This is a genomic window from Arthrobacter sp. OAP107, from assembly GCF_040546765.1.
In the GTDB taxonomy this organism is placed as follows: Bacteria; Actinomycetota; Actinomycetes; order Actinomycetales; family Micrococcaceae; genus Arthrobacter.
This window is the reverse complement of record NZ_JBEPOK010000001.1, coordinates 5,187,007-5,202,309: the sequence shown is the minus strand read 5'-3', so window position 1 is coordinate 5,202,309 and position 15,303 is coordinate 5,187,007. Positions and strand designations below refer to the sequence as shown.

Genomic DNA, 15,303 nt, shown 5'->3' with positions numbered 1-15,303 from the left:
CCGGGATGAGCTCCAGAAGTGCAACACCTCAGACATGGTCTTCCCGGTTCCCGAGATCATCGCCCGCCAGTCCAAGGGCTCTCCGGCCGCCGATGGCGCGCGGAAACCGCCTCGGCGCCGGAAACTAACCGGGCGCTAACGGGCAGGAAACGCGTGCGCAACAATGCCGCGCCACACTGGTTGTGCCGGCAATTGCAGGCACCAGCTCCAGCTCAGGAGGCCACGCCATGTTGAAGGAAGCCAAACCCCACATCACCCGGGTCCGTGCCCTGGACCAGCTGCATCGCGGCGACGAGATCGAGGCCCGCCTGTCGGTGGGCCCCAGCTATGACGATGTCATCATCCGCCGCGGCAGCGTCCAGGAGACAGCCCCGGGCATCGGCGTCGTGTGGATCATGGATCATCACACGGGCATGCGCAAGGCCATAAATACGGACGAATGCAGCGTTTGGCGCGTCGCCTGAGCCGTCTAGCCGCCGGCCACCGACTGAATAATCAGTACCTCCTGGCCCGCGGAGACTTCCGTTTCCAGGCCGCGGAGACGCCGGACCTCCTCACCGTTCACGTAAATATTCACGTAGCGGCGGAGCGCACCCGTCTCGTCCCGCAGCCGCCTGGCGAGCACCGGGTATGTCCCGGTCACGGAATCCAGCAGCCGCCCCACAGTCACCGCCCCGTCGGCGGGTGTAGTCAGTATGGACTGCCCGCCGGCGAGCGGCTGGAGGACGCTGGGAAGGACCACGCTGATCTCAGCCACTGCACATCCTCATGCGCCAGTCCCGGCGGCAACCGGGGCCCCGGCCACAACGGCAGCGCGGACGCACAGGACATCCGGCAGGTGGGATGCCACCTCCGCAAAGGTTTCGCCTTCGTCGGCGCTGGCATACACCGCGCCCCCGCGTGTTCCGAAGTACACCCCGGCGGGTTCAGCGGAATCCACGGCGGCCGCGTCACGGAGCACGGCATTGAATTCTGACTGCGGGAGCCCGGAGTCCAGGCGCTTCCACGTGGCTCCGGCGTCGTCGGTGCGGTGCACGGCGAGTTTTCCGTCCGGCGGGATGCGTTCGCCGTCGGCCTTCAATGGAACAACCCAGGCCGTGCCGGCACGCCTGGGGTGCGTCAGCATGACGAACCCAAAATCGGCCGGCAGGCCCTCCGCTATCGATTCCCAGTTCTCGGCATTGTCATCGGTCCGGTACACGCCGTGGTGGTTCTGCGCGTAAAGGCGGCCTTCAACGGCGGCATCCGCTGCAATCTTGTGCACGCACTGGCCGAATTCCGGGTTGGGGTCAGGCATGAAGTAGGCCGAGATGCCTTTGTTCCGCGGCTCCCAGGACGTCCCGCCGTCAAGTGAGCGGTACACTCCTCCGGTGCTCATGGCCACGTGGACTTTGTCCCCGGAGGGGTTGACCACTATCGAGTGGGCGGCGGCGCCGCCGTATCCGGCACCCCACTCGCTGCGGTGCGGGTGGTCCCACAGTCCGCGGTTCAGCTCAAAGTGCTCGCCGCCGTCGGTCGACTTCCATACCGAAATCGGTTCCGCTCCGGCCCAGACGACGCCCGGGCGGGATTCGGCGTCGGGGTAGATCTGCCAGATGCGTTCCACGGCGGCGTCGGTGCCTTCGGGAAACTTGATGGCACCCTGCTCGGGCTCGGTCCAGCTGGCGCCGAGATCATCCGAGTGGGCAACATAGGGGCCCCAGTGCTCGGACCGCACCCCCACCATGATGCGCGTGCGGCCGTCACGGGTGTCGATTCCGATGCTGGGTATCTCGCTCATCAGGAAGTGCGGGCCGGAAAAGGACCACTGCTTCCGGTCCTGGCTGATGGCCAGCCAGAGACCCTTTTTGGTCCCGATTGCTAAAACGAAACTCTCTGAGGCATTCATGAACCCCATGCAACCACTCGGGCGGAGGGGCTGCAATGGTTTTGGCCCCCAACGGGTTTGGCTGGATTCGTTGGCCGGGGTTTGGTCTAGGACCCGATCCTCGCACCGTCTTTGGGAGTGCCGTCGTTGCGTATGCCGCCTTTGGCGGTGCCGGCCTTCGCTGCGCGGCGGTTTCGCCACCACCGGCGAAGCAGGTCCGCCGCGGCCAGGATGCCAGCCAGTGGCGTCAGGACGGCAGCGGCGTACACGAACAGCAGCCAGGTGAGCGTGGCGATTGGGGGCTGGCTCCGGCTCAGCAGCGAGAGGCCGCCGAACAGGCCCGCAACCCAGAAGAGCACCACCAGCGTCAGCACGGCCGCTGCCGGAAAGTACTCGTTCCGCACCACCCTCTTCAAGGTTTCCACCACTGATCCTCCTGCGTCTTGCATCCCCATGAGACCAGTATGCGACGGAGACCCGCTGTGACGGAGACGGCACGACGAACGTGTGATGAACACAACCGCTGCCTCGCAGAAGTGGCGGCCCTAGCCGTGCGTCGGCCTGTTCGCTCTGAGTTGGATGAGGGTGAGGTCGAGCAGCGGCGTGGGGACGCCGAGATGCCGGGCGCGGCCGGCGAGGTCTCCCAGGATATGTTCTCCCTCGGTCGGACGACCGGCGGTGAGATCCCGGTACAGGGAGGAGGTGAAGGCCGAACCCGGTTCAGTCAGGAGCGCCAGGGACTGCGCGTGTGCCTGGCCGGAGACGGGGTGGCCGGCTTCCTCGGCGACGGCCTCAAGTTCGTTGATGGCGTCGATGATCTTTGGAAGTCCGCCGGCGTCGATGATTTTGCCGATGGGCCCGCGGAACAGGCACGTGATGACGCCCGCAGCGGCGATGAACGCCCATTTCTCCCACAGGGCACCAACGACATCCCGGCTGACCGTGAGATCAATGCCCGGGACGTCCAGGGCTTCGATAACCCCTTCTGGGACGCCGGCACCATCGAGGGCGCCGACAGTCAGCGTGGTCAGCCCGGTCATTTGGCGCACGGTGTCGCCGTCGAGCGTGGCGACGATCTTCACCAGACCACCCAACACCTGCCCGGGAAACTCCTGGTCCAGCCGTTCAACATGCGCCATGCCGTTCAGGAACGGCAGCAGGAACGTCCCTGATCCCACGTAGTGCCGCAGATCCGCGATGGCTCCCTCGAGAGCAGCGGCTTTAACGGTGACAAGTACGAGGTCGAAAGGCTCAGCGGTTTCTCCGGCAACGACCGTCCGGACCTGGTGGGTGCGGTCATTTCCGGGCGAGACAAACCGCAAGCCATCGCGCCTAAGTCTCTTCGCCCGGCTTTCGCGCACGAGGTAAGTGACGTCGCGTCCGGCTTCCTGGAGCAGGCTGCCAAAGGCGCCGCCGGTCGCGCCGGCCCCAACGACCAGAATCCGCATGGCTGTATTCCTTCCGCACTGGTAGGCACAGCACAACCATACTTGCCAGGGCCGGACGCACCGTTTACCGCAGGATTCTGCAGAGTCTGCAGTTTGTCAGTCCCGGGGACTACACTGATTATCGAACATATATTCGAAAAAAGGTGTGTTGTGGGCGTGATCATCGGTCCCCGCGTGATAGAGGCGGGACTTTCCCTGCGGCTTGTGCTGGTCTCCCCCGTGGCCGTGGCAGCGGGCTTCCCGTCCCCCGCGCAGGATTACTTTGACGGTCGGATCGACCTGAACGAACACCTGATCAAGGACATCACCAGCACCTACATCGTGCGGGTCTCCGGCGACTCGATGGAACACGCCGGCATCAGCGACGGCGACGAACTGATCGTGAACCGGGCGCTGGAACCGCGCGACGGATCCGTGGTGGTGGCAGTGCTGGACGGCGAGCTCACCATCAAGCGCCTGAAGATCACCGCGGCCGGTGTGGTGCTCCAGGCGGCCAACCCCCTGTATCCGGACATCATTGTCCCCGCCCTGGCCGACCTCACCATCTGGGGCGTGGCCACGAGGTGCCTCCACCATGTCTGAGACCCGGCAGCAGATAGCCCTGGTGGATGTGAATTGCTTCTACGCCAGCGCGGAGCGGGCCTTCGACCCCTCCCTCGAAGGTAAGCCGCTGGTGGTGCTATCCAACAACGACGGCTGCGCCGTGACCCGCAGCCCGGAAGCCAAGGCCCTGGGGATCAGCACCGGCCAGCCGTGGTTCAAGATCGCCCCGCGGGCCAGGGAGTGGGGCCTCGTTGCCCTGTCAAGCAACTATGAACTGTACGGCGACATCAGCGCCCGGGTCATGGAGCTGCTGGGACGCTACTCGGCCTGGCTCGAGGTGTACAGCATCGACGAGGCGTTCCTTGGCATCAAGGGCAGCCCCGAACAGGTGACGGGTCTTGGCCGGACCATCAGGGCCGCGGTTCGGCGCAACGTCGGGGTGCCTGTGTGCGTGGGCATCGCAGGCACCAAGACGCTGGCCAAACTGGCCAACCGGTGGGCGAAGAACAACCCCGCCCTGGAAGGGGTGTGTCGCTGGGAATCGATGGCCCCGGATGCGCGCGAACTGCTCATGTCCCGGCTGCCGGTCTCGGAGGTCTGGGGCGTGGCGGACCGGCTGGAAAAGCGTCTGAACGCCATGGGGATCTCCTCCATCCTGGAGCTCAGCCGGGCGGATCCGGTGATGGTGCGCGACCGTTTTTCGGTGGTGCTGATGCGCACGGTGCTGGAACTGCGCGGAACACCGTGCATACCGCTGGAGGAGGAACGCGTGGGCCGGGACCAGCTGATCTTCTCCCGCTCGTTTTCGACTCCCCTGACGTCCGTCCCCGAATTTCGCCAGGTCCTGAGCGTCTATGCACAGCAGGCGAGTGCGCGGCTCACCCGGCACCACCTTCAGGCCAAGGTCCTCACCGCGTTCGCCGGCACGTCCCACTACAACCCGAAAGACAAGTCGTTTCCGTCCGTCTGCGTTCCGCTGCCCATGCCCACCGCCGACCCGGTGCTGCTCACGAAGGCAGCCCACGCCCTGCTGCCCGCCATCCAGGACGGCGTCAGATACGCCCGCGCCGGCATCATGGTCACCGACCTGCGGCCCTCCGGTAACCAGCCGCCACTGGATCCATTCACCAACCCGCACGAGGAACGCGGAATCGGCCCCCTGGTTGAGCAGATCAGCCGGAAGTACGGCAGGGGCACCATCGGTCTCGGGTTCGCAGGCCTGAGGAGCGGCCTGGACTGGAGCATGAAGCGCGGCATGCGTTCGCCGCGCTACACGACCCACTGGGATGAGCTGCCGGTGGTCCGCGCGGCATGACCGGCGAGCGGCCCTGCGACCAGACCAGCGGAACCAGTCAGTCCACAAACTCCGACTGGGTCTCGATGAAATCCCACTCGGCTTCGGTCAGGACCGCCTGCGGGGTGTCCGGGTGCGGGCCGCCGGCCTGGGCAATCCCCTCCATCACGAACACCGGAACATCGCCGGCCCGCAGGTTCTCGCGAAGCCACTCCTTGCTTTTCAGGTCCAGATCGAGCCACCACATGTGAATCTGCATGGGACGCCGCCTTTCTACGTCTCCAAACTAGGCTCACCCGGCGCGGGATTCAAGGGAAAAAACCACCGCCCTTCCACCTGCGCCAGCAGCCGCGCAGCGGAGTTGAAAACCGGCGCTGAGCTGGGCGAAGGCCCTATGCAGCTATGGTCTTTCCCGACACCGCGGGCACACAATTGATTATGGATGCAGAGCACTCCAGCGGCCCGCCTCCGCTCCTTGTGGGCACTGTTCCCGGCCAGCATCCGGAGGTCCTCAAGACCGCCGTCACCCTGGCCCAGAAGCTGTCCGCCCCGTTGCTCTGCGCCTACGTGGATGAGGCAAGCTACCTGGTTGAGTGGGATCCGGCGAGGTCCGCACACCGCCTCTCCCTCCACCCGGACAGGGACGACGACGATGTCCGTTCCGTCACCACGGAACTGAAGTCGGCGATCACGTCGGCCGTCCCGGACGGCGGGCCGGCATGGACCCTGCGCACTTTGACCGGGGACCCGGCCCGCGCACTCGGCAGGCTGGCCTCGGAGGTCGATGCTCCCATGATCATTGTGGGAACGCCGGAGCGCGGTTTCGGACACCGGATCACCGAACTCCTGAACGGCTCAGTGGCCGCCTGGCTTACCCACCACCAGAGCCGGCCCGTGCTGGTGGTTCCGTTTCGAATGGCCGCGCACCAGGACCAGCCGGAATAGGCGGGCCAGACGCCGGCCAGAAGCGCGCGGAAAAGTAAAGTCAAAGTACTTATTCGAGGTGGTGGCCAACGTGGCTACCGGCAAGTAAGCTGAACACGCAGGTTGATCCAGGGCCTGCCCCAAAGACTGCTCCGGAGTGCGTATCCCCCAATAACGCGCTCCGGAGCTTTTTGTTGCCCGAAAACTCTTTTCCGCATCATTATGAGTTCGCGCTCTCCTTGACGTATACCCCCTAGGGGTATAACTTGGAGGGCATGGAGACTTCCCAAGGACGGACGCCCGCGGCGTCCAGCGAAGAAGCAATTGCTGAATCCGCACAGCACGGCTATACGGGGGACAAAGACGCGTACCTGCGCCGGCTCCGGCGGATTGAGGGGCAGGTCCGGGGAATCGCGCGAATGGTCGAGGAGGACAAATACTGCATCGACATCCTGACGCAGGTCGCGGCAGTGACCAAGGCCCTGCACGCCGTCAGCCTGGGCCTTGTGGAAGAACACATCGGCCACTGCGTTGTCGGGGCGGCATCGGAACCTGACCCGGATCTCCGGGCTGAAGCCATCGACATTAAGGTCAAGGAGGCGGCGGGTGCCATCGGGCGCCTGCTGCGCTAGCGGCACAACCACCACCCACCCAGCTGGCCAACCCAGTCAGCGCAGCAACGAGGAGCCAGCAATGAGCACCATCTCCACCAAAGTCCACGTCTCCGGCATGACCTGTGGTCACTGCGTCTCCGCCGTCAGCGAAGAGCTCGAGGCGCTGGCCGGCGTCGAGGAGATCGAGATCGACCTCAATGCCGGCGGCATTAGCACCGTCACCATCACCTCCACGCACAAGCTCTCCCCCTCCGAAATCGGCGAGGCAGTGGCCGAGGCGGGCTACCTGGTGGTGGCCAACGAGGCCTAATCCCGCCTCCGATCCGCTCCAGGCACCACCAGAGCACCACGCACCATCAGAGAAGGACCAGCCATGGGCACCGAACACCTTTCCGCCGGCAACCCCCGCAGGGTGATCGAACTGGACGTTGAGGGCATGACCTGCGCCTCATGCGTGAACCGCGTGGAAAAGAAACTCGCCAAGCTCGAAGGCGTCGAGGCCACGGTCAACCTCCCGCTGGAAACGGCTTACGTAACCGCCCCTGCCACCATCACGGACCAGCAGATCACCGACCAGGTGGCCGCCGCCGGTTATAAGGCACGAGTCAGGCCAGCCCAATTCCCGACGACGCAAGCAAACGACGCCGGTGCCGGCACGCGGAACCGTGCGTCCAAGCGAGGAACGAGCGAGCACGCGGAGCATGGCGGACCGGCGGAGGACAGTGCGGCCCACCATGAAGACCACCTGGCCCACGGCGGCAAGGCCTCTGAGCTCAAGCCGCGCCTGTTCGCCGCAGCGGTCCTGACGGTACCGGTGTTCCTGATCTCGATGTTCCCGGCGTTCCAGTTCCCCGACTGGGGCTGGGTGGCCGGCGCCCTGGCGCTGCCCGTGGTCAGCTGGGCCGCATGGCCGTTCCACCGGGCGGCAGCCATCAATGCCCGCCACTTGGCCTCCACCATGGACACCCTGGTGTCGCTCGGCGTGATCGCGGCCTACCTGTTCTCCGCCTGGCAGCTCCTTGCCTTCCCCCGCTTGACCGAACACCCCGGCATGGAGGAGATGGGCGGCGCTGGTTCCGGTGGCCTGTACTTCGAGGTGGCCAGCGTGGTCACCACCTTCCTTCTGCTGGGCCGGTTCCTGGAGGCGAACGCCAAGTCGAAGGCCGGCGACGCGCTCAGGGCCCTCCTGGACCTCGGCGCCAAGGACGCCTCCATCCTGCAGAACGGCGCCGAAGTGAAGATCCCGGCGAGCCGGCTGACTGTCGGGGATGTAATCGTGGTCCGCCCAGGCGAGAAGATCGCCACCGACGGCGTGGTGGTGGACGGCGTCTCGGCGGTGGATGCCTCGCTGGTCACCGGCGAATCGGTTCCCGTGGACGTCGGGCCGGGCAGCCTTGTCACCGGTGCCACCATCAACACGTCCGGCCGGATGCTGGTCCGGGCCACGCGGGTGGGCGCCGAAACTACCCTGGCCCAGATGGGCCGGCTCGTGTCACAGGCACAGACCGGCAAAGCGCCGATCGCCCGGCTGGCTGACCGCATCAGCGCGGTATTCGTGCCCGTGGTTCTGGCCATCGCCGTCCTCACCTTCGCCGGCTGGCTGCTTGCCGCCGGGCCGGACATCACGGGGCCCGAACTCCGGGCCGCCTTCACCGCCGCGGTGGCCGTGCTGGTCATCGCCTGCCCCTGTGCCCTTGGCCTGGCCACCCCCGTGGGCCTCCTGACCGGCACGGGCCGCGGCGCACAACTGGGCATCCTCATCAAGGGTCCGCAGGTCCTGGAAGACACCCGGACCGTGGACACCATACTTCTGGACAAGACCGGAACCGTCACCAGCGGGCAGCTGTCCGTGGACGCCGTGGCGGCGTTTGCCCCGTTCAGCGGCCCGGACGTCCTGCGCTTGGCCGGAGCGGTGGAGTCGGCGTCGGAGCATCCGATCGCCGTGGCGATCGCTGCCGCCGCAAAATCCGCCGTGCCCGCTGCGGGACGGCGGTCGTACGCCAGCCATAACGTCCCTGACACGAACGACGGCGCCAGCCTGCCCGCCGTCGTCGGCTTCCGTTCCGCCCCCGGCGGCGGAGTGGTGGGAACCGTTGAAGGCCAACTCGTCGCTGCCGGCCGCAGCGGCTGGCTGCTGGAGAACGGAGTCGAGATTACGCCGGTGCAGGACCAGGTGCTCCGGGACGCGGAAGAGTCCGGTGCTACGGCCATCTGGGTGGCCGTGGACGGCGAGGCGGCCGGCATCATCGAACTGCGGGATACGGTCAAGGCGGGATCGGAGGCGGCTGTCGCCCGCCTCAAGGCCCTGGGCCTGCGGCCCATGCTGCTCACGGGCGATAACGCCGCGGTCGCAGCCCAGGTGGCTGCCGCCGTCGGCATCGCCGCCGATGATGTTTTCGCCGGAGTCCTCCCGGAGGGCAAGGTGGAGGCCGTCCGCCGGCTGCAGGCCGGCGGCGCGACGGTGGCCATGGCAGGCGACGGCGTGAACGACGCCGCGGCCCTGGCGCAGGCCGACCTCGGCATCGCGATGGGCTCCGGCACGGACGTGGCGATCGAGGCTGCCGACCTGACCGTGATGGGCAACGACCTGGGGCAGGTCGCCACCGCGATCGAGCTGTCCCGGCACACGCTGGCCACCATCAAGACCAACCTGTTCTGGGCCTTCTTCTACAACGCCGTGGGCATTCCGGTGGCCGCCCTCGGCCTGCTCAATCCCATGGTGGCAGGCGTGGCCATGGCGGCGAGTTCGGTGCTGGTGGTGGCCAACTCACTCAGGCTGCGCCGCTTCGGCAGGTAATACCCGGCCAGCTGGCCAGACCCTAGGCCGTCCCGAAGCGGACGGCCGACCGGGCCTTCGCCTTGGCAGCTTCCTCGTCACGGTCCTTCGCGGGGGCGTGCGTCACCAGCGACTCGAGCAGGTGCTGGGTCACGTGCGCTATCTCGTGCACGGCGTGCTCGAACGCCTCCTCATTGGCCTTGGAGGGCTTGGAGCTGCCGCTGATTTTTCGTACGTACTGCAGCGCCGCGGCGTGGATCTCCTCGGACGTGGCGTGCGGTTCGTAGTTGTGGAGGGTACGGATATTCCGGCACATACCCCCATGCTAGGCTCTGGAACGCCGAGGATCGACCCTTCCGGGCCCAGTTCGGGCGGGGCATGCGACCATGGGGAGGACTCCATGGGGAGCGCTGCCCATCGACACTCTTCCGGGCCGGAGGATAGTTTTTAGGCAATGGATCTTCCGGACGAGCCGGAGGCCGCTGGGGATGCCGACTGGATCGGGTCCGTTGATTAAAGGAGATATCTAATGGCTTTTATGGGTGCAGACACTCAGCAGCTGAAGAACCTGGGCAACAAGCTGCAGACCGGTTCGAATGAAATCGAGAAGCAGAAGAACCTGCTGACCAAGGTGCTCGAAGGCACCGACTGGAAGGGCCCGGACGCTGACAGGTTCCGCAGCGATTGGAACGGCCACGCCGCAGCCCTCGCCAAGGTGGCGAAGGCTCTGGAAGAGGCCGGCAAGCAGGCCACCCGCAACGCTTCCCAGCAGGAGGACGCGTCCCGCAGCTAGACCCGGAACACACCGGAGGGCCGGACGCAGCATGCGTCCGGCCCTCCGGCATTTAAGCGGCCCGCCGCTGAAGGCTGGTCCGCCCTTGAACACTTAGGGGACGGGTTCGACGTCGTTCGCGTGGTCAAGCGGTCCACTCACTGCTGCCGGGGCCCCGGCTTTGGCTCCCCGGAGCTCATCCAGCCGGACGCACAGCACCCCGCCCACGATCAGCAGTCCGCCCGCGAGCTGGATGGCACCGGGCAGTTCGCCAAGCAGCAGCCACGCCCAGATCACGGCAAACAGGACCTCGGTGAGGGAGACGAACGAAGCCACCTTGGTGCCGAGCGCACGTGCAGCCATGATTCCTGAGACGTAGGCCAGGACGGTGGCCAGCACCACAAGACCGCCCAGCGGAACCCACCACGGCGTCGTCCATGGGCCGAGTTTGGTGTCGGCCGTGCTCATGGCCATGGGCAGGAGGCCGGTGGCCGCCATCAGCCACATGACCGCGGCGCCGGTCAGAAGCCCGCCCGATGCCAGGACGATGGGCGGCAGCGTGTCGTTCTGCTTGGCCGTGAGGAAGAAATAGATGGCAAGGCAGACGGCCGCGGCAAGGCCCCAGAGCACGCCGACAGCGTCCACCTTCACCGCCCCTGTGAAGTCCAGGACGAGGACCAGACCGCCCAGGGACAGCAGCGTCCCGGCGATGGTGAGGGCGCGCGGCCGCTTCCGGCTGGCCACCCAAAGCCACAGCACGATCAACACCGGGCCGAGGTATTCGAGCAGCAGTGCCACGCCAACCGACAGCCGGGCCACGGCGTTGAAGTAGAACAGCTGGCAGCCCGCGACGCCGATCAGGCCAAACAGCACAATCGTCAGCCAGTTCGACCGCAGCTGGTGCCAGCGGCCCCGAAGCGCCAGCACAGCGGGGATGGCGAGGATGAGCGCGGCGCCTGTCAGCCGGGCGGTGACGGCCGCCCCGGGAGTCCAGCCGGTTTCCAGCAATGCTTTAGCGAAGGAGCCGGAAAGCCCGAAGATCGCGGACGAAAAGAGGGCGACACCCAATCCTGACGCAAGGAAGCCGGTGGCCGTGGCCTCGGCGGAAGGGGCATCGGGAGCCTGCGCGGGAGTGAGAGCCGCGGCCGGGGCCGGAAGCCGGGCCGGAGCCGGCGCCACCGAAGTTAGGGCCGTTTCGGCGCGGTTGTTCGATACGGGCACGGATGCCTCCCGTCAGGAGTAAAGTGGGGTATTGGTCCTGACACTACGCCCCGGCACTGTAAGGAGTCAAGGTGGTCTTTGCCCCTGACACGGAACTCTCGCTGCGCTTTGTGGTGAATCTCATCAACTCAGCCGCCAACGGCGAGGAAAACCTGCCCACGGTGGAAGCGCTGGACGAGTTCCTGCGGCGGGAGGGCTTTACCGGTTACCGCACGCACGACGCCGCCGAACTGGCCAGCATCCACGCACTGCGGACGGTATTGGCTGCCCTTTGGACGGCGGATGAGGATACGGCCGTGGCCGGCGTGAACCGCCTGTTGCGCGAGGCCCAGGCCCTCCCCCAGCTGCTCAAGCATGACCAGTGGGACTGGCACCTCCACGCCACCACGCACGATGCCCCGCTGGCGGACAGGATGGGCACCGAGGCGGCCATGGCGCTGGTGGACGTAATCCGCAGCAAGGAGATGGACCGCATGCTCGTGTGCGCGGCCGATGACTGCGACGCGGCCGTGCTCGACCTCAGCCGCAACCGGTCCAAGAGATACTGCGACACGGGAAACTGTGCCAACCGGGCGCATGTGGCGGCCTACCGGGCGCGCCGCGCCAGCGGAGAGTAGTCAGCGCCGGCGGAGCCTAACCAGCGCCGGCGGCGATCGGCGTCGGGCGTTAGGAGGCTCCGCCGTCGGGCCCGGACTCACCGGTTCCAGCCGTACCCGAAGTGCCCGGGGCGTCCGGGCGGCCCGGGGTTCCCTGACCGCCGTGCCCTTGCGAGGGCTTCCGGGCCGAGCTCAGGTTGACGCCCGAGCCCTTACCCAGGTGAGCGGCATTGTCCTTGTAGCTCATGGACAGCATCGCGGCGATGACGAGGGTGACAATGAAAGCGATGCCGGCGCCTGTGAACGCCAGGTCGAACCGCGGGGAACGGGCACTGCCGCCGGAGGCGAAGATCAGTACCGCGAAGAAAGCGACTACAGCCCAGAAGGCGGAGAACATCAGGGGTCCCTTGACCGAGGTCCGCAGATTGCGCGGTTCTCCTGGTTTCTGGTGTGCCAAGGTGATTCCTCCCGTGCGGGCGACGCGATGCGGCCTGCCCGCTGTGCTGTGTGCTGGTCCTGAAGGGCTGCTGGCAGCCAACTCCTGTTCTACAACGAGTAGAACCCTTGGTACTAGTTTACGGCCTTTGACGCGTCCGTCCGCGCATCGTGCCGGAGCGAGAGGCCTGCCAGGATCCAAAGCACGCCCGAGATGATGGCCCCGCCGCCGGCAACCCCCAGCAGCGCGTGCGGGCCAAGGTCCACGAAGAACGGCAGCATCCCGGCCGTGCCCAACCCGATGACGCCGGAGGCCAGCCAGTCGCGGGCCAGGACGTGCCGTCCGCGGAACCTGAGGCCCAGCCACAGCTCGGCTGCTGACGCCACGGCCAGTCCCAGAGCGCCGATCACGGCGAACACCAGGCTGCCCTGCAGAAACAGCAGGGCCACGCCGGCACCGGTGAGGGCCGCTCCGCCGGCGGACAGAAGCCGGCCGGCAGGTGCGTCACGGCGGAAGCCGGCCAGCGGAATGCCCCACAGCAGGATCAGGCCGGTGGCCAGCAGATACACCCCGCCCGTCAGCGACATGCCGGTCACCGAAGGAGCCGCCCAGAACACGGTCACGGCCCCGAACACCAGCGCGGCGGCGGCCCGCAGCAGAGCGGGTTTCCACAGTTCCGCCGAAGGGGCAGGCACGTCGGACTGAGCAGGGTTAGCGGGGGAAGTCACCGCTCCAGTTTAGTGCGCCAGCCTGTGCCGGCTAATCCGGGCAGCAGGCTAGGAACCGAGCACCATCCAGCGGTCCGTCCTGGCCCGCAGCCCCAGGGTTACGGCCCGCGCACTCATGTAGCCCAGCGAAAAGGCCGCCCACACCCAAACAAGCGCCGCTGCGCCATCGGCCCCGGCCAGCGGCACGGCCAGCAGCAGCGGAAGGTACACCGCAAGATTTACGACGCCGGCAATCGCCAGATACTTCGCGTCGCCGGCACCGATCAGCACCCCGTCGAGCACGAACACGTACCCCGCGAGGGGCTGGCCCGCGGCCAGTACCCAGAGGGCCGCGGTCAGCACTGACTGGACGCCGGCGTCGGACGTGAAGAGGGCACCGGCGAACGGGGCCACCAGGGCGAGGAGCACGCCGGTGGCCACACCAAAGCCGGCACCCCAACGGATCATGGTCCGGGTCAGAATCCTGGCTTTGCCGGGGTTGGAGGCCCCCAGCTCCTTGCCGATCAGCGCCTGCGCGGCGATGGCCAGGGCGTCCAGTGCGAAGGCGAGGAAGGTGAACACCGTCATGGCGAGCTGATGGGCAGCGAGGTTCACAGCACCCTGGGCCGTGACCACGAGGACGGTGGCAAGGATGGCGGTTCGCAGGCTCAGGGTCCGCAGCATGAGCCAGGAGCCCACCTTGGTCATGGCCCGGATGCCGTGCCAGTCTGGCAGCAGGCTGACGCCGTGACGACGGGCGTTGCGCTGCACCATCACCAGATACACCGCCGCCATGGCCCACTGCGCGATGCTCGTTCCCACGGCCGATCCGACCACAGACAGACCGACACCGTAGACCAGCACCAGGTTCAGCACGATGTTCAGCGTGAATCCCGCCGTGGCCACCACCAGGGGCGTCCGGGTGTCCTGCAGCCCCCTCAGCACGCCCGTGCCGGCGAAGATCAGCAGCATCGCCGCCAGCCCCGGCATGGACCAGCGCAGGTAATCGACCGCGAACGTGCGGATCTCCGGGCTCGGCCCCATGAGCCCGATCAGCGGCTCCGCGGCAAGGAACCCGGCCAGCGCCAGCACGGTCCCCAGCAGCAGGGCAAGCCAGACGCCGTCCCGCCCGGCGGCCAGAGCCCTGCCAAGCTGGCCGTCGCCTACTGCCCGCGCCACTGCCGGAGTGGTGGAGTAGGCGAGGAAAACCATCAACCCAACCGCCGTATGCAGCACCGCCGAGGCAAGCCCGACCCCGGCCAGCTGGGCAACGCCCAGATGCCCAACGATCGCCGAGTCGGCAAGCAGGAAGAGCGGCTCGGCGATCAGCGCGCCAAAAGCTGGAACAGCAAGCCTGAGGATTTCACGGCTGTGGCTCTCGGGTTTTGGGGTGGAAACGGTAGCGGAAGACGATTGGGGCACGGTTTCAGCCTAACTGGCACAGAAAAGATAACCACGACACATAGTTGACACTTCAACAAAACTCCGGGACAGTGGAAGGGAAGCTTCATCCGACGCGTTCCGGACCGCGTGCCCAAAAGAGACAACCCCCCAATCGATCCGAACGGTGAGCATCTCCATGAACCAGTCCACCCAGACCACCACAGCCCTGACGATCCTGCGAGTGATCGCCGGATTCCTCTTCGCCGCGCACGGCTGGCAGAAGTTCAGTGAATTCACCATCGCCGGCACGCAGGCATCCTTCGCCAAGATGGGGGTTCCGGCTGCTGAGGTCGCCGCCCCGGTCATCGCCACGCTGGAACTGGCAGGGGGCATCGCCCTCATCCTCGGCGTCCTGACCCGCATTTTCGCCACCCTTCTCGCCCTGGACATGCTGGGCGCCCTCTTCCTGGTGCACGCCTCTGCCGGAGTTTTCGTCGCCACCGGCGGCTACGAGCTGGTCCTCCTGCTGGCAGCCGGAGCAGCGGCCATCGCCCTTGCCGGAGCGGGCCGCATCTCGGCGGACGCCGCCCTGTTCGGCCGCAGGGACTCAAGGCTCAAGGTTCTCGCGTAGGCTTCCCGGGCAGCGCCGCTCCAACGCGGTAACCGTCCGGGAAAACAACGACGGCGGCTGCTCGCCTGGCGCTTCGGCGCCCGGTGGGCGG

Annotated in this window: 20 protein-coding genes; 10 read left to right on the top strand and 10 right to left on the bottom strand. The window is 66.8% G+C overall.

The features are described 5' to 3' along the window. Positions 1-227 precede the first annotated feature (227 nt). Positions 228-464 carry a hypothetical protein gene (locus tag ABIE00_RS23885; protein WP_306920070.1) on the top strand — a complete coding sequence of 79 codons (237 nt, stop codon included), beginning with the start codon at positions 228-230 and terminating at the stop codon, positions 462-464. 5 nt (positions 465-469) lie between these two features. Here ABIE00_RS23885 and ABIE00_RS23880 read toward each other — a convergent pair whose 3' ends face one another. From ABIE00_RS23880 to ABIE00_RS23865, 4 genes are all read right to left on the bottom strand, one after another. Then, positions 470-757: a MoaD/ThiS family protein gene (locus ABIE00_RS23880; RefSeq protein ID WP_331575287.1), complete on the bottom strand. Its 288-nt coding sequence runs from the start codon at positions 755-757 to the stop codon at positions 470-472. Positions 758-766: 9 nt separating this feature from the next. Beyond that, positions 767-1,897, bottom strand: a complete 1,131-nt coding sequence (locus tag ABIE00_RS23875) for a WD40/YVTN/BNR-like repeat-containing protein (protein WP_354263075.1) — start codon at positions 1,895-1,897, stop codon at positions 767-769. Positions 1,898-1,974: 77 nt separating this feature from the next. Further along, the gene (locus tag ABIE00_RS23870) at positions 1,975-2,322 is read right to left on the bottom strand and encodes a hypothetical protein (RefSeq protein ID WP_354263073.1); all 348 of its coding nucleotides are present in this window, start codon (positions 2,320-2,322) and stop codon (positions 1,975-1,977) included. Between the two features lie 90 nt (positions 2,323-2,412). Then, the gene (locus ABIE00_RS23865) at positions 2,413-3,315 is read right to left on the bottom strand and encodes a ketopantoate reductase family protein (protein ID WP_354263071.1); all 903 of its coding nucleotides are present in this window, start codon (positions 3,313-3,315) and stop codon (positions 2,413-2,415) included. Positions 3,316-3,465: 150 nt separating this feature from the next. Here ABIE00_RS23865 and ABIE00_RS23860 point away from each other — a divergent pair, with 150 nt between their 5' ends. Next, entirely contained in the window at positions 3,466-3,897 is a 432-nt protein-coding gene (locus ABIE00_RS23860) for a LexA family protein (protein ID WP_354263070.1), read from the top strand. After that, on the top strand, positions 3,890-5,173 hold the full coding sequence (locus tag ABIE00_RS23855) for a Y-family DNA polymerase (protein WP_354263069.1): 1,284 nt from the start codon (positions 3,890-3,892) through the stop codon (positions 5,171-5,173). The genes ABIE00_RS23860 and ABIE00_RS23855 overlap by 8 nt, the downstream gene beginning before the upstream one ends. Positions 5,174-5,210: 37 nt before the next feature. Here ABIE00_RS23855 and ABIE00_RS23850 read toward each other — a convergent pair whose 3' ends face one another. Further along, the gene (locus tag ABIE00_RS23850) at positions 5,211-5,411 is read right to left on the bottom strand and encodes a hypothetical protein (RefSeq protein ID WP_354263068.1); all 201 of its coding nucleotides are present in this window, start codon (positions 5,409-5,411) and stop codon (positions 5,211-5,213) included. A 179-nt stretch (positions 5,412-5,590) separates the two neighbouring features. On the opposite strand from ABIE00_RS23850, the gene ABIE00_RS23845 reads away from it, so the two are divergent. From ABIE00_RS23845 to ABIE00_RS23830, 4 genes are all read left to right on the top strand, one after another. Continuing rightward, positions 5,591-6,097 (top strand): universal stress protein, encoded by a 507-nt coding sequence (locus ABIE00_RS23845; RefSeq protein WP_354263067.1) that lies wholly within the window; start codon positions 5,591-5,593, stop codon positions 6,095-6,097. A gap of 254 nt (positions 6,098-6,351) precedes the next feature. Continuing rightward, positions 6,352-6,708 carry a metal-sensitive transcriptional regulator gene (locus tag ABIE00_RS23840; RefSeq protein WP_354263066.1) on the top strand — a complete coding sequence of 119 codons (357 nt, stop codon included), beginning with the start codon at positions 6,352-6,354 and terminating at the stop codon, positions 6,706-6,708. 61 nt (positions 6,709-6,769) lie between these two features. Next, complete coding sequence (locus ABIE00_RS23835; protein ID WP_354263065.1) at positions 6,770-7,000, top strand: heavy-metal-associated domain-containing protein; 231 nt, start codon at positions 6,770-6,772, stop codon at positions 6,998-7,000. 63 nt (positions 7,001-7,063) lie between these two features. Further along, a complete protein-coding gene (locus ABIE00_RS23830) occupies positions 7,064-9,487 on the top strand; it encodes a heavy metal translocating P-type ATPase (RefSeq protein ID WP_354263064.1) in 2,424 nt (807 codons plus the stop codon). A 22-nt stretch (positions 9,488-9,509) separates the two neighbouring features. Here the strand turns inward: ABIE00_RS23830 and ABIE00_RS23825 are convergent, their stop codons facing one another. Further along, positions 9,510-9,782 carry a DUF2277 domain-containing protein gene (locus ABIE00_RS23825; protein ID WP_354263063.1) on the bottom strand — a complete coding sequence of 91 codons (273 nt, stop codon included), beginning with the start codon at positions 9,780-9,782 and terminating at the stop codon, positions 9,510-9,512. Positions 9,783-9,995: 213 nt separating this feature from the next. Here ABIE00_RS23825 and ABIE00_RS23820 point away from each other — a divergent pair, with 213 nt between their 5' ends. Beyond that, entirely contained in the window at positions 9,996-10,259 is a 264-nt protein-coding gene (locus tag ABIE00_RS23820) for a hypothetical protein (protein ID WP_354263062.1), read from the top strand. A gap of 93 nt (positions 10,260-10,352) precedes the next feature. Here the strand turns inward: ABIE00_RS23820 and ABIE00_RS23815 are convergent, their stop codons facing one another. Beyond that, positions 10,353-11,306: an EamA family transporter gene (locus ABIE00_RS23815; protein WP_354263503.1), complete on the bottom strand. Its 954-nt coding sequence runs from the start codon at positions 11,304-11,306 to the stop codon at positions 10,353-10,355. A 224-nt stretch (positions 11,307-11,530) separates the two neighbouring features. Between ABIE00_RS23815 and ABIE00_RS23810 the strand changes: the two genes are divergently transcribed. After that, on the top strand, positions 11,531-12,076 hold the full coding sequence (locus ABIE00_RS23810) for a CGNR zinc finger domain-containing protein (RefSeq protein WP_354263061.1): 546 nt from the start codon (positions 11,531-11,533) through the stop codon (positions 12,074-12,076). A 49-nt stretch (positions 12,077-12,125) separates the two neighbouring features. Here ABIE00_RS23810 and ABIE00_RS23805 read toward each other — a convergent pair whose 3' ends face one another. From ABIE00_RS23805 to ABIE00_RS23795, 3 genes are all read right to left on the bottom strand, one after another. Beyond that, on the bottom strand, positions 12,126-12,512 hold the full coding sequence (locus ABIE00_RS23805; RefSeq protein WP_354263060.1) for a hypothetical protein: 387 nt from the start codon (positions 12,510-12,512) through the stop codon (positions 12,126-12,128). A 113-nt stretch (positions 12,513-12,625) separates the two neighbouring features. Next, positions 12,626-13,219, bottom strand: coding sequence for a hypothetical protein (locus ABIE00_RS23800; protein WP_354263059.1), 594 nt, complete (start codon positions 13,217-13,219; stop codon positions 12,626-12,628). A 48-nt stretch (positions 13,220-13,267) separates the two neighbouring features. Further along, on the bottom strand, positions 13,268-14,620 hold the full coding sequence (locus tag ABIE00_RS23795) for an MATE family efflux transporter (protein ID WP_354263058.1): 1,353 nt from the start codon (positions 14,618-14,620) through the stop codon (positions 13,268-13,270). A gap of 157 nt (positions 14,621-14,777) precedes the next feature. Between ABIE00_RS23795 and ABIE00_RS23790 the strand changes: the two genes are divergently transcribed. Then, positions 14,778-15,212 carry a DoxX family protein gene (locus tag ABIE00_RS23790; RefSeq protein WP_354263502.1) on the top strand — a complete coding sequence of 145 codons (435 nt, stop codon included), beginning with the start codon at positions 14,778-14,780 and terminating at the stop codon, positions 15,210-15,212. Positions 15,213-15,303: the final 91 nt, after the last annotated feature.

Bases quoted from the DNA above. Each gene is read 5' to 3' on its own strand.
- ABIE00_RS23825 (WP_354263063.1), bottom strand. From the start codon at position 9,782: ATGTGCCGGAATATCCGTACCCTCCACAACTACGAACCGCACGCCACG.
- ABIE00_RS23830 (WP_354263064.1), top strand. From the start codon at position 7,064: ATGGGCACCGAACACCTTTCCGCCGGCAACCCCCGCAGGGTGATCGAA.
- ABIE00_RS23820 (WP_354263062.1), top strand. From the start codon at position 9,996: ATGGCTTTTATGGGTGCAGACACTCAGCAGCTGAAGAACCTGGGCAAC.
- ABIE00_RS23855 (WP_354263069.1), top strand. From the start codon at position 3,890: ATGTCTGAGACCCGGCAGCAGATAGCCCTGGTGGATGTGAATTGCTTC.
- ABIE00_RS23835 (WP_354263065.1), top strand. From the start codon at position 6,770: ATGAGCACCATCTCCACCAAAGTCCACGTCTCCGGCATGACCTGTGGT.
- ABIE00_RS23845 (WP_354263067.1), top strand. From the start codon at position 5,591: ATGGATGCAGAGCACTCCAGCGGCCCGCCTCCGCTCCTTGTGGGCACT.
- ABIE00_RS23875 (WP_354263075.1), bottom strand. From the start codon at position 1,897: ATGGGGTTCATGAATGCCTCAGAGAGTTTCGTTTTAGCAATCGGGACC.
- ABIE00_RS23870 (WP_354263073.1), bottom strand. From the start codon at position 2,322: ATGGGGATGCAAGACGCAGGAGGATCAGTGGTGGAAACCTTGAAGAGG.
- ABIE00_RS23840 (WP_354263066.1), top strand. From the start codon at position 6,352: ATGGAGACTTCCCAAGGACGGACGCCCGCGGCGTCCAGCGAAGAAGCA.
- ABIE00_RS23790 (WP_354263502.1), top strand. From the start codon at position 14,778: ATGAACCAGTCCACCCAGACCACCACAGCCCTGACGATCCTGCGAGTG.
- ABIE00_RS23885 (WP_306920070.1), top strand. From the start codon at position 228: ATGTTGAAGGAAGCCAAACCCCACATCACCCGGGTCCGTGCCCTGGAC.
- ABIE00_RS23865 (WP_354263071.1), bottom strand. From the start codon at position 3,315: ATGCGGATTCTGGTCGTTGGGGCCGGCGCGACCGGCGGCGCCTTTGGC.
- ABIE00_RS23850 (WP_354263068.1), bottom strand. From the start codon at position 5,411: ATGCAGATTCACATGTGGTGGCTCGATCTGGACCTGAAAAGCAAGGAG.